Origin of the sequence: Streptomyces sp. NPDC007164 (assembly GCF_040634135.1) — a bacterium.
Lineage (GTDB): Bacteria > Actinomycetota > Actinomycetes > Streptomycetales > Streptomycetaceae > Streptomyces > Streptomyces sanglieri.
Window position 1 is genome coordinate 1 of sequence record NZ_JBEYFB010000024.1, and the last position, 15234, is coordinate 15234.

The following is a 15234-nucleotide window of genomic DNA, read 5'->3' on the forward strand; positions in this document are numbered from 1 at the left end:
CATCGGACCGTCCTGGAGGAGTTCCAGCACCCGGATGCGTACCGGGTGCCCGAGCATCCGGAAGAACTCGGCCTTGGCCTGGTACAGCGGAACCGCGGGCTTCACCGCTCGCTCACCCCTTCTCCGGTCGGCGTGCTGGTGCTGTGGCGAACACGTCCATTCTCGCTCCCGTACCGGCACGGCTGCCGCACACCCGTCAGCGCTCCACGACGACCGGCGCATCGGCCGCCGCCCGCTCCCGCACCGGCGCTCCCAGGTCGCCCGGGAGCGCCGCCGCTTCCCGCAGTGCGGCACCCGCGCCGTCCGGGCCCCGGCCGTCGAGGAGCAGTGCGCCGTCCGCCTCCACGGGCGCTGGAGCGAGACATCATGAACAAGCCATGGCGTGCTCAGGCAGAGCCGGCGGCACCATTCGGACGGCGCGCCGCGGGGTGCCCGAGGCACCAGCCCTCCCACGCGGAGACGACCATCTCGCGGGCGTCGTGCCGGGCGGACCAGCCCAGCTCGGCACGGATCCGGTCGGCCGAGGCGACCACCCTGGCCGGGTCGCCCGCCCTGCGCGGTGCCGAGACCGGGGCCGCCTCGGCCCCGTACCCCGTCACCTCACCGATCAGTTCGATCATCTCGCGCACCGAGACGCCCTCGCCCCGGCCGATGTTGACGGTCAGGTCGGTGCCCGGCTCCCGGTGGAGGAGGGCTCGCGCCGCGGCGAGATGTGCCGAGGCGATGTCGTCGACGTGGATGAAGTCGCGTACGCAGGTGCCGTCCGCGGTGTCGTAGTCGTCGCCGAAGACCACCGGGGCCGCCCCCTGCGTCAGCTTCTCGAAGACCATGGGCACCAGGTTGAAGACGCCCGTGTCCGCGAGGGCCGGGGCGGATGCGCCGGCCACGTTGAAGTACCGCATCGAGGCGGTGGCGATGCCGTGCGCCTTCCCGGCGGCGCGCACCATCCACTCGCCCGTCAGCTTGGTCTCGCCGTAGGGGTTGATCGGGGCGCAGGGGGTCGATTCCGTGACGAGCGGTACGTCGGGCATGCCGTAGACGGCCGCCGACGACGAGAAGAGGAACGCCCGCACTGCGTTGTCGGCGGCGGCCTCCAGCAGGGTCTGCAGGCCCTGCACGTTCTCCCGGTAGTAGAACAGCGGGCGCTCGACGGACTCCGCCACCTGCTTCTTCGCGGCGAGGTGGACCACCCCACGCACCGGGAACTCCGTGAAGGCGTGCCGCAGGCGGTCCGCGTCGAGCGTCGAGCCCTGGATGAACGGGACGTCCGCGGGCAGGCGCGAGCGGTCGCCCGTGGAGAGGTCGTCGTACACGGCGACCGATTCGCCGGCCTCGCGCATGGCGCGGACGACATGCGCCCCGATGAATCCCGCCCCGCCCGTGATCAACCAAGTCATGAACGAATAGTAATTCGAGCCGCACAGATCATGATTCCTGGGGCCAAAACATCCATTCGCACGATCCTCTGTTCTACAGTGCACGCTCAGCCATGCACGCACGGACCGGCCACACCTCCCACCCGAGTCCCACGCGCTCCACGGCCCGCCTCGGGCCACGAGATTTGAGGTCTCGACCACGATGAGCCACGACGGCATGTCACAGGGCACCCACGAGGATCGTCCGGCCTCCCGCAGCGGCGGACGGAGGCGGCGGGAAGGTCCTCGCAAGCGCCGCCGCGGCCTCAGGATCACCCTCGGCGTCCTGCTCGTCCTGCTGCTCGCCGGCGGTGGCACCGTCTACTGGCTCTACAGCCGGCTCGACGGGAACATCCGGGGCGTGGACATCGACAAGGCGCTCGGTGAGGACCGCCCCGAGAAGCTGCCGACCAGCGGCCAGAACCTGCTGGTGCTCGGTTCCGACTCGCGGGCCGGTGCCGAGAACAAGGAGCTGGGCGGCGGCGGTGACGTCAGCGGCGCCCGGTCCGACACCGCGATGGTGGTGCACATTCCCGAGGGCCGCTCCAGGGCGGTCGCCGTCTCCATACCCCGCGACACCCTGGTCACCCGGCCCGAGTGCACCGGGGCGGACGGCTCGACGGTGCCGTCGGCGAACCGCGTGATGTTCAACTCCGTCTACTCGCAGGTCGGTCCGGCCTGTGTGGTCAAGACTGTCGAGAAGCTGTCCGGGGTCCGGATCGACCACTACCTGGAGATCAACTTCGCCGGGTTCAAGGATCTGGTGGACGCCATCGGGGGCGTCACCGTGGATGTCCCGCAGGACATCCACGACAGGGCCTCCGGCCTCGACCTCACCAAGGGCCGGCACAGGCTCGACGGCACCGAGTCCCTCGCCTACGTCCGTACGCGCCACGGCATCGGGGACGGCAGCGACCTCGGCCGGATCGGGCTCCAGCAGCAGTTCCTGCTCGCCCTGCTGAGCGAGATCAAGTCGCAGAACCTGCTGAGCAGTCCGGCCAGGTCGTACCGGATCGCCGGCTCGGCCACCAGGTCGCTGACCACCGACGCGGGGCTCGCCTCGCTCAAGTCCCTCGCGGAGTTCGGGCGTTCGATGAACGGCGTGGACCCGGGCAACATGGAAACGATCATGCTTCCGGTGGCGTACGACACTCGGGACCGCAATCGGGTGGTGGCGGCCGAGCCGCAGGCCGGCGATCTCTGGAAGGCCATCCGCGAGGACGGCGCGATCCCGGAGTCCGCGAAGAAGTCCCCCGCCACCGGCGGCTGACGACGGGGGACGGCCGGTGCGCCCTACACCCCGTCGCGCACCGGCCTGGCTACGACCGGCGGCCTACAGGGTCGTTGATCCGGCTGTGCCCGCGTCCGTAGACGAAGTAGACGACCACGCCGATGACCATCCAGATGCCGAACCGCAGCCAGGTCTCCGCAGGCAGATTGAGCATCAGCCACACCGACGCGGCCACCGAAAGGAGGGGGATCAGTGGTACCCACGGGGTACGGAAGGCGCGGTGGAGGTCGGGGCGGGTGCGGCGCAGCACCATCACACCCAGGGCCACGACGACGAACGCGAAGAGCGTGCCGATGTTCACCAGCGTCGCCAGTTCGTTGATGCTGGTGAATCCCGCGACGATCGCGATGATCACGCCGAGCAGGATGGTCGGGCGGTACGGGGTGCCGAACTTCGGGTGGGTCTTGGAGAAGAACCTCGGGAGCAGCCCGTCGCGGCTCATCGCGAAGAAGACCCGGGTCTGTCCCAGCAGCAGGATCAGACAGACCGTGGTGAGGCCGATCGCGGCACCGAAGCTGATCAGCCCGGCGTAGACGGGATGGCCGACGGCCTTGAAGGCGTCCGCCAGCGGGGCCTCCACCGACAGTTCGGTGTAGTGCTCCATGCCCGTGACCACCAGTGACACGGCGACGTAGAGCATGGTGCAGATGAAGAGCGAAGCCAGGATGCCACGTGGCATGTCACGTTGCGGAAGCTTGGTCTCCTCGGCGGCGGTGGCCACCACGTCGAAGCCGATGAAGGCGAAGAAGACGACGGACGCGGCGGTGAAGACGCCCATGACGCCGAAGTTGGTCGGTGCGTAACCGAACATCAGCTGGACCAGCGGTGCGGTCAGCCCGGAACCCGAGGTCTGCGGCTGTGCCTCGGGGATGAACGGCGAGTAGTTGGCGGCCTTCACGAAGAACAGCCCCGCGATGATCACGATCAGGACCACCACGAGCTTGATGGCGACGACGACGGTGGTGACCCGGGCGGACAGCTTCATGCCGAGCACCAGCACCACGGTCAGGACCAGCACCAGGGCGAAGGCCAGGATGTCGAAGCCGAATCCTTTTGCCACGTCCGTTCCGGAGAGCGCGTCGGGCATGCTCCCGCCGAAGTTGTCCATCAGTGAGCGGACGTAGCCGGACCAGCCGACCGCCACCACCGCTGTGCCCAGCGCGAATTCCAGCACCAGGTCCCAGCCGATGATCCAGGCGACCAGTTCGCCGAGCGAGGCGTACGAGAACGTGTAGGCGGAGCCGGCGACCGGGACGGTGGAGGCGAACTCGGCGTAGCAGAGCGCCGCCAGCGCGCAGACGACACCGGCGACGACGAAGGCGAGTGCGGTGGCGGGCCCCGCCGTCTCCTTGGCCACCTTGCCGGTGAGGACGAAGATGCCGGTGCCGATGATGACACCCACTCCGAAGACCGTGAGGTCCAGGGCGGAGAGTGACTTCCGCAGCGCGTGCTCCGGCTCCTCGGTGTCGCGGATGGACTGCTCGACCGTCTTGGTCCGGAACAGTCCTTCACTGCTGGGTGGTGTGTCCTGCTGGGCAGTCACCGGCGTACCTCCACGCACTCGTCGTGTACGCCATGATTGGGACCGCACCGGCGGCACACCGCTCGGCACCGGGCGATTTCACGCGAATGGGCCGGTCGGACCACCCGTACAGGGTGACCCGACCGGCCCATCGGCCGTACCGGTGTCCGCTCGCGTCAGTCGCGGGCGGGCTCGATCAGGGAGCGGCTGTCGGCGCCGCTCTCGAAGCGGCCGTCCAGCTTGGCGACCAGGCCGGTGACCTGGCGGGCGATGTCCGGCGCGGTCAGCCCGATCTCGGCCATGACCTCCTTGCGGGAGGCGTGGTCGAGGAAGCGCGGCGGGATGCCGAAGTCGCGCAGCGGTACGTCGACCCCGGCGTCGCGCAGTGCCTGGGCCACGGCGGAGCCGACGCCGCCGGCCCGGCTGTTGTCCTCGACGGTGACGACGACCCGGTGCTGCTCGGCGAGCGGGGCCATGGCCTCGTCGACCGGCTTGACCCAGCGGGGGTCGACGACGGTCGTCGAGATGCCCTGGGCCTCCAGCAGGTCGGCGATCTCCAGGCACATCGGGGCGAGCGCGCCGACGGAGACCAGCAGTACGTCCGGACGGGTGGTGCCGGGCTCGCGCAGCACGTCCATGCCACCGACCCTGCCGACGGCCTTGACCGCCGGGCCGACCGCGCCCTTGGAGAAGCGGACAACGGTCGGTGCGTCGTCGACGTCGACGGCCTCGCGGAGCTGGGCGCGGACCTGGTCGGCGTCGCGCGGGGCGGCGATCCGGAGGGTGGGCACGCACTGCAGGATCGACATGTCCCACATGCCGTTGTGCGAGGCGCCGTCGGTGCCGGTGACTCCGGCACGGTCCAGGACGAAGGTCACACCGCACTTGTGCAGCGCGACGTCCATCAGGACCTGGTCGAAGGCGCGGTTGAGGAAGGTGGCGTACACCGCGAAGACGGGGTGCAGTCCGCCGGTGGCGAGGCCGGCGGCGGAGACCGCGCCGTGCTGCTCGGCGATGCCGACGTCGTAGATCCGGTCCGGGAACGCCTTCTCGAACTTGGTCAGGCCGACCGGCTGGAGCATGGCCGCGGTGATCGCGACGATGTCCTCGCGCTCCTTGCCGAGCTTGACCATCTCCTCGCCGAAGACGGAGGTCCAGTCGAGGCCGGAGGTGGCGACCGGGAGGCCGGTGTCGGGGTGGATCTTGCCGACGGCGTGGAAGCGGTCCGCCTCGTCGAGCAGGGCGGGGGTGTAGCCGCGGCCCTTCTCGGTGAGGCAGTGCACGATGACGGGTCCGCCGAAGCGCTTGGCGCGCTGGAGCGCGGACTCCAGGGCCTCGATGTCGTGGCCGTCGATCGGGCCGACGTACTTCAGGCCGAGGTCCTCGAACATGCCCTGCGGGGCGATGAAGTCCTTCAGCCCCTTCTTGGCGCCGTGCAGCGTCTCGTACAGCGGCTTCCCGACGACGGGGGTGCGCTCCAAGAGGTCCTTGCCGCGGGCCAGGAAACGCTCGTAGCCGTCGGTGGTGCGCAGCGTCGCGAGGTGGTTGGCGAGGCCGCCGATGGTCGGCGCGTAGGAGCGCTCGTTGTCGTTGACGACGATGACGAGCGGGCGGTCCTTGGCGGCGGCGATGTTGTTCAGCGCCTCCCAGGCCATGCCGCCGGTGAGTGCGCCGTCACCGATGACCGCGACGACGTGGTCGTCCTTGCCCAGCACCTGGTTGGCCTTGGCGAGACCGTCGGCCCAGCCGAGGACCGTGGAGGCGTGCGAGTTCTCGATGACGTCGTGCTCGGACTCGGCACGGGAGGGGTAGCCGGAGAGGCCGCCCTTGCTCTTGAGCTTCGAGAAGTCCTGCCTGCCGGTGAGGAGCTTGTGCACATAGCTCTGGTGGCCGGTGTCCCAGAGGACCTTGTCCTTCGGCGATTCGAAGACCCGGTGCAGGGCGATGGTCAGCTCGACCACACCCAGGTTGGGGCCGAGGTGGCCGCCGGTCTTCGATACGGCGTCGACCAGGAAGGTCCGGATCTCTTCGGCGAGCTGGTCCAGCTGCTCGGGAGTGAGCCGGTCCAGGTCACGCGGTCCACCGATGCGGGTCAGCAGAGCCACCCGTGCCTCCTTGCGTATTGAGCTGGTCGAGCATGCCGATCCGATGAGTCTAATGTTCCGTCCGCCGTGGCGGGCATCGGGCGGGGAGAGTACAGGGAGAGTGCTGTCACACCTCGTGCCCCGCACCGGACAGTGCCCGGCACCCCGTCGGGGGCGCCGGGCACTGGACCGTGCAGGTGTGATATTGCGGTGTGATATTGCGGTGTGATGTCCAGGGTTGCGCGCGGTACTTCCTACGCGCGGCCCGCGGTCTTCTGCGTGCGGCGGGAAACCGAGTCGATGACCACGGCGGCCAGCAGCACCGCGCCGGTTATCATGTACTGGATGGCGTTGGCCATCCCGATCATGTTCAGGCCCTGCTGGATCGACTGGATCACGATCATGCCGAGCAGCGCGGACCAGACCTTGCCCCGGCCGCCGAAGAGGCTGGTGCCGCCGATGACGGCGGCCGCGATGACCAGCATCAGGGTGTTGCCGCCGCCGACGCTCTTGGTGGCGCCGCCGGAGAGGCTGGCGATGAACAGGCCGCCGAAGGCGCCCAGCATTCCGGAGAGCGCGAAGACGATGATCCGGATCCGGTCGACGCTGATGCCGGCGCGGCGTGCCGCCTCCGGGTTGCCGCCGACCGCGAAGACCTGACGGCCGAAGGTGGTCCGGCGGGCCACGAAGTCCGCGACGACCAGCACGGCGAGGAAGATCACCAGGGCCAGCGGCAGGCCGCGGGCGCCGGAGGGCTCGTTCAGGACGTACGCGACGGCGAAGCAGAGGATCGCGACGATGCCCGTGCGGAGCAGGACCTCGGTGGTGGGACGGGCGGGCAGCCCCGCGGCCCTGCGGCGCCGGCTGTCCATCAGGAGCGAGGCGGCGTAGGCGAGGACGGCGACCAGGGCGACACCGTACGCGACGGCCTTGTCCTCGAAGAAGTAGTTGGTGAGGTTCTCGACGATGCTGCCGGACGGCGTGTTGATCGAGCCCTCACCGCCCATCATCCACTCCTGCAGACCGCTCCAGCCGAGGAATCCGGCCAGGGTGACGACGAAGGCCGGCACCCCGATCTTGGCGAAGAAGAAGCCGTGCAGCGCGCCGAGCACCATGCCGGAGAGCACTGCGACGAGCACCGCCGACCAGTCGTTCCAGCCGTGGTTCACGCTGAGCACGGCCCAGACGGCCGCACCGACACCGGCGACCGAACCGACCGACAGGTCGATCTCGCCGAGCAGCAGCACGAAGACGATGCCGACCGCCATGATGCCGAGGCCGGAGCTGTAGACGGCGACGTTGGCGATGGAGCTGGCGGAGAGGAAGTTGCTGTTCTGGAACTGGAAGACGACCGCGATGACGATCAGGCCGACCAGGACCGGCAGGGAACCGAGCTCGCCGCCGCGCACCTTGCGGATGAACTCGGACCAGTAGCCCTTGAAGCCCTCATCGCGGACGAGCAGGCGCGGGTCGACCGCGGGCAGCGGGGCCGCCGACGGCTCGGCCTCCGGTACCGCCGCGGCGGACTTCTCGGTGGCGGGCTTCTCGGTGGCGGGCTTCTCGGTGGAGGCCCCGGGGGTCTTGGCGAGGTCGCTCACTTCGCGTCCTCCTTCGTGACTGTGCGTGCCTGGCGGCGCGTGACGGCATTGTCGGTGGCACCGGTGATCGCGGAGATGATCTCCTCGTGGGACGTGGTCGCCACGTCGAAGACTCCGTTGTTGCGGCCCAGCCGCAGTACCGCCACCTTGTCGGCGACGGCGCGCACGTCGGCCATGTTGTGGCTGATGAGGATGACGCCGTGGCCGCGCTCGCGCAGTCGCTCGACAAGGTCGAGGACCTGGGCCGTCTGCTCGACACCGAGGGCGGCGGTCGGCTCGTCGAGGATGACGACCTTGGGGTCACCGATCAGGGCGCGGGCGATCGCCACGACCTGGCGCTGACCGCCGGAGAGCGAGGCGACCGGGATGCGGACGCTGGGTATCCGGATGGACAGCGTGTCGAGCAGTTCCTTGGCGCGCTTCTCCATCCCGATCTCGTCGAGGACGGAGGCCTTGCGCAGTTCGTTGCCGAGGAAGAGGTTGGCGACCACATCGAGGTTGTCGCAGAGCGCCAAGTCCTGGTAGACGGTGGCGACTCCGAGCTCCTGGGCGTCGTTCGGCCGGTTGATGCGGACCGGTGCGCCCTCCCACTCGATGGCGCCTTCGTCGATCGGGTGGACACCCGAAATGGTCTTGACGAGGGTCGACTTGCCGGCGCCGTTGTCGCCGACCAGGGCGACCACTTCGCCGGAACGAATCTCCAGGTCCACATCGGTGAGCGCCTGGACGGCGCCGAACCGCTTGGAGATTCCGCGCAACGCCAGCACGGGCGTAGCGGACACGTGAATCATCTCCTTCGCCGCCTGACCGGCGGGGATGGTGCTGCTGAGCACAGGGGCAGTGCCGGTCGCCGGACCACCGGGGCCGGGACGGCTCAGGGGGGCTGTCCCGGCGAACGCCGTCGACGGGGACGGCCGCGCGCCGAGGACCGGAGCCGATGGGAAGGTCCGGAACCGGCATGAGGTCGGGACCGGCATGAGGTCGGGACCGGCGATCGGTCCGGAACCGGCATGAGGTCGGGACCGGCATGAGGTCGGGACCGCTGAGAGCCCCGGGACCTTTGAGTGGCCCGGGACCGGTGGGCGGTCCGGAACCGGTGAGAAGTCCGGCGCCCGCCCCTGCTTGCGGGGCATTGGACGGGGCGGGCGACGGACCGGACCGGGGGTGACGCCGGCCGGCGGTGGCTTACTTGATGCCGGCGGCGTCACAGGCCGCCTTGTACTGGGCGGTGCAGATCTCCTCGGCCTTGTAGACCTTGTCGGCGACGATCGTGGAGGCGATGTTCTCCTTGGTCACGACGGAGGCGTCGTACAGCTTGGACGGGGTGCCCTTGAACTCGCCCGAGATGCTGTCGACCTTGAGCGGTGCCAGGTCGTCGATCTTCTCGCCCTTGAGCAGCCGGACGGCGATCTCGGCGGTGGTCTCCGCCTCCGGCTTGATCTGCTTGTAGATCGAGAAGGACTGCTCGCCCGCGAGGATGCGCTGCAGACCGGCGAGTTCGGAGTCCTGACCGCCGACCGGAATCTTCACGCCCTGCTTCTTCAGGGCCGTGATGATGCCGCCGGCCATGCCGTCGTTGGCGGAGTAGACGCCCTGGAAGCCGTCCTTGCCCAGGGAGTCGATGGCCGCGCCCATCTTCTTGTTGGCCTCGTCCGCCGACCAGTCCGGGATGTCCTGCTCGTAGACGACCTTCTTGACCTGCTTGTCGAGGACGCTGTGCGCGCCCCGCTTGAAGAAGGGGGCGTTCGGGTCGGTCGGCGAGCCGTTGATCATGACAACGTTGCTGTCCTTGGCCTTGGCGCCCATCGCCTTGACCAGCGCCTCGCCCTGGAGCTGGCCGATCTTCTCGTTGTCGTACGACACGTAGGCGGAGATCGGGCCCTCGGCGAGCCGGTCGTACGCGACGACCTTGACGTCCTTCTTCGCGGCCTGCTGGACCCAGGACTTCGCGGCCTTGTAGTCGACGGTGTCCAGGATGATGACCTTCACACCCTGCGTGACGAGCGCGTCGAACTGCTTCTTCTGGGTCTCGCTGTCCTGCGCGGCGTTGTTGTACTTGACCTCGCAGTCGGAGCACAGCGCCTTGATCTTCGCCTCCATGATGGGGCGGTCGAACGTCTCGTAACGCGTGGTCTTGTTCTCCGGAAGGAGCAGGCCGATGGTCTTGCCGTCGCCGCCGCTGCCGGAGTCCTTGTCGTCACCGGCCTTGCCACACGCCGCGAGGGAGACGGCCATGGAGAGTGCGGCCGTGCCTATGACGATGCGTCGCGTCGTTGCGTTCATTTCGGTTGCCTCCCTGACGAGGCCGCAACGTTGCGGCCGAGGTGGCTGGCAGTCAACTCGGCTGCAACGTCAGCGTCAAGGAGTAAATCCTTAACGAGATGACAACGGTGCCATTCGTTATCTAAGTGAAGGCAGGAGTGGCTTTCGGCAGGGTGCTTTCCAAAAGGGTTGAATCACCCATCTCGCTGAGCACCAGGGCCAGGGCGCCCAGCACCTCGGCCCGGCCGCCCAGTGCGCCGGGCAGCACCGAGAGCTGCCGGGCGGCGCTCGGAATGGCATAGCGCGAGACCGAGTCACGGATCGGCGCGAGCACCAACTCGCCCGCCTCGGCGAGCGATCCGCCGAGGACCACCCGGCTGGGGTTGAGCAGATTGCAGAGGTTGGCCACCCCGCTGCCGATGTGCCGCCCGACGTCGCCGATCACCCGGCGGCAGCCCGGATCGCCCTCGCGGGCCAGCTGGACCACCCGTTCCATGGTGAGATCGGGCCCGTGGCTGGGCTGGAGCAGCGGCAGGACGTACCGGGCGGCCGTGAAGGTCTCCAGGCAGCCGCGGTTGCCGCAGCGGCAGACCGGGCCCGATTCGTCGAGTGTGATGTGCCCGATCTCGCCGGCCGTGCCGCCCGGACCCCGGTAGATGCGCCCGTCGATCACCAGACCGGCGCCGACCCCGCTGGCCACCTTGATGTACGCGAGGTCCTTGACCCCCCGGCCGCTCCCCCACACCAGCTCGCCGAGCGCCCCGAGATTGGCGTCGTTGTCGACGTACACCGGCACACCGAGCCGGCCCTCCAGCTCCTTGCTGGGGTTGATGCCCGTCCAGCCCGGCAGGATCGACGTGGAGCCCAGCGTGCCGGACTCCACGTCGATCGGGCCGGGTACACCGAGGCCCACCCCGATCACCTTGTCCGGACCGATCCCGGTCGTCTCGATCAGCCGCCTGACCAGCTGTTCCGCCCGTCCGAACCCCTGCGCGGACGAGGCGTCGACGTCCAGCGGCTCGGCCTCCTCGGCGAGCACCTGGTGGGCGAGGTTGCCGACCGCCACCCGCAGGTGCGTATGGCCGAAGTCGACGCCGATCACGATGCCCGCGTCACCGCTGAGCGAGACGCTGCGGGCCCGGCGGCCGCCCGCCGAGGTGGGGGTGACCTCGACCGTGCCTCCATCCTTCAGTTCACGAACGATGTTGGAGACGGTGGCCGCTGACAGGCCGGTGCTCCGTGCGATCTCCGCCTGGGTGAGCGAACCGGCCATGCGTACCGCTCGCACGACCCGCTCAAGGTTGGCGCGATGCAGAGATGTCTGCGACCCCGGAGTCTCCATCGACTCTCTCACTCCTACCGTTTTCTCTAACATGTGAACTCTAAGCTGAGCGTTTTGCGGCACTCCCCGTCAAGACCTTGAGCAAGCGAAGCCTCGGATGAGCACTGTGGGACGGCCCCGCGCACGCGCGAAACCGCCCGCCGGCGTGTGGCCGACGGGCGGTTCGGGTGTACGGGGACGGTGCCGGGACGTTACTTCACCGCGCCTGCGGTGAGCCCGGCGACGACCTGGCGCTGGAAGATGATGTAGGCCGCGAGGACCGGCAGCATCGCCATCACCAGACCGGCGAAGAGACCGGACCAGTCGCCCTTGTACCCCTGGCTGGTGGCCAGTTCGACGAGTCCCTGGGAGAGCACCCGGTACTTCGGCTCGGTGTTGAGCACCGTCGGCAGCATGTACTGGTTCCACTGCCCGAGGAAGTTGAAGATACCGACGCTGATCAGGCCGGGCTTCGCCATCGGCAGCATCACCTGGAAGAACGTCCGGGTGTGCGAGGCGCCGTCGAGCATCGCGGCTTCCGCCACCGAGCTCGGCAGTGTGCGGAAGAACGAGGTGAGGAAGAAGACGGTGAACGGCAGCGAGTACGCGATGTAGACCGCGATCAGTCCGTGCCGCGTGTTCAGCAGGTCCATGTTGTTCATGACGAAGAACAGCGGGACCAGCGCCAGGATGATCGGGAAGCTCATCCCGCCGATGAACAGGTAGTAGATGAAGCGGTTGCCGGGGAAGTCGAACCGCGCCAGTACGTACGCCGCCATCGAGCCGAGCAGCAGGGTGCCGACGAGCGAGCAGCCCACCACCACGACGGTGTTGAAGAAGTAGTCGCTCATGTGCGCCTGGCTCCAGGCGCGCGACCAGTTCTCGAAGTGCAGCTTGTCGGGCAGCGCCCACGGCGTCGAGAGGATCGAGTCGTCCGTCTTGAACGACGCCATCACCGCCCAGAGCAGCGGCAGGACGACCAGGATCGCCCAGATGATCAGCACACCGTGCGAGAACACATTGAGGACCTGGCCCTCGCCGCTCTTCTCCTTGGCGGCGGGCGCGGGCGCCTTGGTCACCGGGGCCGGGTCCGAGGCCGGGGCGGCGGGAGCGGTGTCAGTCGTCTTCACGTGTACTCACCTCGTACTGTCGAGCCGGACACGGAGGCCGACCTGTGGTGCCTGCTGGGGGTCCGGGGAAGGTCTCCCGGGAATCGCAGCATCAGAACTCCAGCCGATCGCGCCGGCCCAGTCGCATCACGATGGCGGCGAAGGCCATGGTGACGATGAGCAGTCCGACACCGATCGTCGTCGCGTAGCCGGCCTGCCCGTCACGGAAGGCCGTCTGGTACACGTACAGCGGCAGGACGGTGGTCGAGTAGTCGGGGCCACCGGGGCCCACGGTCATGACCTGCACGGCGGTGAACGCCTCGACGCCCAGGGCCAGGATCCCCATGTAGACCCAGCCCGACTGCACCGTGTCCCAGAGCAGCGGCAGGGTGATCTTGAAGAACGTGGTGAAGCGGTTGGCGCCGTCGAGGAGCGCCGCCTCGTAGAAGTCCTTCGGAATGGACGCCATTCCGGCCGAGAAGAGCACGACGAAGAATCCGACCGTCGACCAGATCAGCACCGACATGACGCAGACCAGCGCGAGGCTCGGGTCGCCCAGCCAGTCCGGCTGGATGGAGCCCAGACCGATCGTCTTCAGTGTCGAATTCAGCATCCCGCTGGTGGGATTGAACGCGAACTGGAAGAGCAGGGCCACGATGACGATCGAGAGCACCTGCGGGAAGAAATAGGCGATCTTGTAGAAACTTGAGCCGCGCACGCCGGAGACCGCGGCGTTCTTGCGCCGCCGGCCCCCGACATTGAGCATGAAGGCGAAGAAGAGCGCCAGGCCCAGCGTCACCAGCGGCAGCAGCAGCACAAGCAACACGCTGTGCTGCAACGACTTCCAGAAGATGTCGTCCTTCAGCATCCTCGTGTAGTTGCTGAACCCGACCATCTTGAAGTCCGGGCTCAGGCCGGTCCAGTCCGTGAACGAGTAGTAGATGGACTGGATGAACGGCCAAATGACGAAGACCGCGTACAACGCGAGTGGGAGTACCAAGAATCCCACGATGAAACGGTACTTGCCATGCTGCATCGTTTACCGACCCCGATCTTTCCGCGGGTGCCGCCGCTGGTGACGGTTGCTCACTGGTGCTTGTAGTGCTTGATGGACTGGTCCTTGGCCGCCGCGTCCGCGAAGGCCTGGATCTTCTTGATGGCTTCCGCCGGGGTCGCGCGGCCGGCCATCATCTCGCCGATGCCGGCGACACCGATCTGCTCCTTCTGGAGCTTCACGTACCAGTCCTGCAGACGCGGGTTCACCACGTTGTCGCCGGCCTTCTTCAGCGAGTCGACGCCGGACTGCATGGCGCTCGACAGGGTCAGACCGTCGGTGCCGCCGTTGAAGGCGCTGAGCGACTTGACCTGCTTGGTGAAGTTCTTCGAGGACTCCTCGGAGAGCATGATGCGCAGCTGCTCCATGCCGCCCTGGGGGTTCTTCGCGTTGGCCGGGACGACGAAGGGCTCGCCGCCGGAGGCCCAGATGGTGCCGAACGGCATCTTGTCGGACGAGTCCAGGCTGGACGGCGCCGCGACCATCATCTTGAAGTCCTTGGGCGTGGTGGGCGCGGCCTCGTTCTCCACCCACGAACCGTTCGGGAGGAAGAGCGCCTTGCCCTTGGTCCACTCGGTCTGCGACTGGATGTGGGTCAGACCGGGGGTGCCCTTGAGGATGTACCCCTTCTTGTACAGCTCGTAGTACGCCTCGAACGCCGCCTTGACCGCGGGGTCCTTCCAGGCGTTCGGCTCCAGGTTGTCGATCTTGTCGAGAACCTCCCGGCCACCGATCTTGCCGATGAACGGGTAGAGCGAGAACGGCAGGTAGTACGGGTACTTACCGGCGTACGTCCAGCCCGCGATGCCCTGCTTCTTCGCCTTCGCGCAGAGGGCGAGCATGGCGTCCCAGTCCTCCGGGTACTCCGCGTCGAGCTTCTCCAGCGCGGTCTGCGAGTACCAGACGCCGTACACGGTGTACGCGTAGTACATGATCCAGACCGGGTCGCCGTCGAACTGACCCATCTCCAGGACACCGGGGCGCAGCGTGTCGCGGACCTTCTTGCTCGGGTCGTCGATGGACGGGGCGTCCATCAGCGGCGTCAGGTCGAGCAGCTGCTTCTTGCCGACCAGGACACCCATGTCCATCTGCTCGGCGCCGGAGTTGTCGATCAGGTCCGGCGGGGTGCCGCCGTTGAAGCGGGGCTGAAGCTGCGACTGGATCTTCTGCGTCGCGACGTGCTTGACCTTGGGGGCCTTCGGGAACGCCGCGTTGTACTTCTTCTCCGCGTCGATCGCGTACTGCTGGCCGAAGCCGCCGTCGAAGATGACCACCTCAAGCGGGGCCGTCTCGTTGACGCCGAGCGGGTTGGCCTTGGTGACCTTGCCCTTCTCGACCTTCTTGTCGCTGCTGCTGTCGCCGCTGGCGCACGCCGACAGGAAGCCCATCGCCGGAACGCTGATCAGGCCGAGTGCGGCCGATCGCTTGATCACATCGCGACGGCCAAGGCCCTCATTCTTGTGGGCGGAGGTGGATCCCATGCTCAAGTCCTCGCCTTCTCCAGGACTCAGGCGGTGTGTACCGGTCGCCCGTAGAAATTCGCCTCAGGCGAAGGGCCCCGCCACCGCGGTCAGTTGC

Annotated in this window: 12 protein-coding genes and 1 pseudogene; 1 reads left to right on the forward strand and 12 read right to left on the reverse strand. The window is 68.0% G+C overall.

The features are described from left to right. The 3 genes and pseudogenes from ABZ622_RS26100 to galE all read right to left on the reverse strand — a co-directional run. Positions 1-105 (reverse strand): annotated as a pseudogene (locus ABZ622_RS26100) (transcriptional regulator); the annotation flags it as partial. Between the two features lie 91 nt (positions 106-196). Continuing rightward, positions 197-346: a hypothetical protein gene (locus ABZ622_RS26105; RefSeq protein ID WP_360547095.1), complete on the reverse strand. Its 150-nt coding sequence runs from the start codon at positions 344-346 to the stop codon at positions 197-199. A gap of 40 nt (positions 347-386) precedes the next feature. Further along, the gene (galE, locus tag ABZ622_RS26110) at positions 387-1397 is read right to left on the reverse strand and encodes a UDP-glucose 4-epimerase GalE (protein WP_360547097.1); all 1011 of its coding nucleotides are present in this window, start codon (positions 1395-1397) and stop codon (positions 387-389) included. 181 nt (positions 1398-1578) lie between these two features. Here galE and ABZ622_RS26115 point away from each other — a divergent pair, with 181 nt between their 5' ends. Continuing rightward, positions 1579-2685 carry an LCP family protein gene (locus tag ABZ622_RS26115; RefSeq protein WP_360547099.1) on the forward strand — a complete coding sequence of 369 codons (1107 nt, stop codon included), beginning with the start codon at positions 1579-1581 and terminating at the stop codon, positions 2683-2685. 49 nt (positions 2686-2734) lie between these two features. Here ABZ622_RS26115 and ABZ622_RS26120 read toward each other — a convergent pair whose 3' ends face one another. The 9 genes from ABZ622_RS26120 to ngcE all read right to left on the reverse strand — a co-directional run bounded on the left by ABZ622_RS26120 (position 2735) and on the right by ngcE (position 15137). Further along, positions 2735-4249 (reverse strand): amino acid permease, encoded by a 1515-nt coding sequence (locus tag ABZ622_RS26120; RefSeq protein WP_360547101.1) that lies wholly within the window; start codon positions 4247-4249, stop codon positions 2735-2737. Positions 4250-4404: 155 nt separating this feature from the next. Next, entirely contained in the window at positions 4405-6333 is a 1929-nt protein-coding gene (dxs, locus tag ABZ622_RS26125; protein WP_360547103.1) for a 1-deoxy-D-xylulose-5-phosphate synthase, read from the reverse strand. A 233-nt stretch (positions 6334-6566) separates the two neighbouring features. Beyond that, entirely contained in the window at positions 6567-7796 is a 1230-nt protein-coding gene (locus tag ABZ622_RS26130; protein ID WP_360547265.1) for a sugar ABC transporter permease, read from the reverse strand. A 110-nt stretch (positions 7797-7906) separates the two neighbouring features. Next, a complete protein-coding gene (locus tag ABZ622_RS26135) occupies positions 7907-8701 on the reverse strand; it encodes an ATP-binding cassette domain-containing protein (RefSeq protein ID WP_360547267.1) in 795 nt (264 codons plus the stop codon). A 394-nt stretch (positions 8702-9095) separates the two neighbouring features. After that, entirely contained in the window at positions 9096-10193 is a 1098-nt protein-coding gene (locus ABZ622_RS26140; protein ID WP_360547105.1) for a substrate-binding domain-containing protein, read from the reverse strand. A gap of 121 nt (positions 10194-10314) precedes the next feature. Next, on the reverse strand, positions 10315-11514 hold the full coding sequence (locus ABZ622_RS26145) for an ROK family transcriptional regulator (RefSeq protein WP_360547107.1): 1200 nt from the start codon (positions 11512-11514) through the stop codon (positions 10315-10317). 191 nt (positions 11515-11705) lie between these two features. After that, positions 11706-12572, reverse strand: coding sequence for a carbohydrate ABC transporter permease (locus ABZ622_RS26150; RefSeq protein WP_360547269.1), 867 nt, complete (start codon positions 12570-12572; stop codon positions 11706-11708). A gap of 142 nt (positions 12573-12714) precedes the next feature. After that, the gene (locus ABZ622_RS26155; RefSeq protein WP_360547109.1) at positions 12715-13638 is read right to left on the reverse strand and encodes a sugar ABC transporter permease; all 924 of its coding nucleotides are present in this window, start codon (positions 13636-13638) and stop codon (positions 12715-12717) included. Positions 13639-13688: 50 nt separating this feature from the next. Next, the gene (gene ngcE / locus ABZ622_RS26160; RefSeq protein ID WP_360547111.1) at positions 13689-15137 is read right to left on the reverse strand and encodes an N-acetylglucosamine/diacetylchitobiose ABC transporter substrate-binding protein; all 1449 of its coding nucleotides are present in this window, start codon (positions 15135-15137) and stop codon (positions 13689-13691) included. Positions 15138-15234: the final 97 nt, after the last annotated feature.

Excerpts from the sequence above, each read along its gene's own strand:
- galE (WP_360547097.1), bottom strand. The coding sequence starts at position 1,397 with ATGACTTGGTTGATCACGGGCGGGGCGGGATTCATCGGGGCGCATGTC.
- ABZ622_RS26115 (WP_360547099.1), top strand. The coding sequence starts at position 1,579 with ATGAGCCACGACGGCATGTCACAGGGCACCCACGAGGATCGTCCGGCC.
- ABZ622_RS26135 (WP_360547267.1), bottom strand. The coding sequence starts at position 8,701 with ATGATTCACGTGTCCGCTACGCCCGTGCTGGCGTTGCGCGGAATCTCC.
- ABZ622_RS26140 (WP_360547105.1), bottom strand. The coding sequence starts at position 10,193 with ATGAACGCAACGACGCGACGCATCGTCATAGGCACGGCCGCACTCTCC.
- ABZ622_RS26145 (WP_360547107.1), bottom strand. The coding sequence starts at position 11,514 with ATGGAGACTCCGGGGTCGCAGACATCTCTGCATCGCGCCAACCTTGAG.
- ABZ622_RS26155 (WP_360547109.1), bottom strand. The coding sequence starts at position 13,638 with ATGCAGCATGGCAAGTACCGTTTCATCGTGGGATTCTTGGTACTCCCA.
- ngcE (WP_360547111.1), bottom strand. The coding sequence starts at position 15,137 with ATGGGATCCACCTCCGCCCACAAGAATGAGGGCCTTGGCCGTCGCGAT.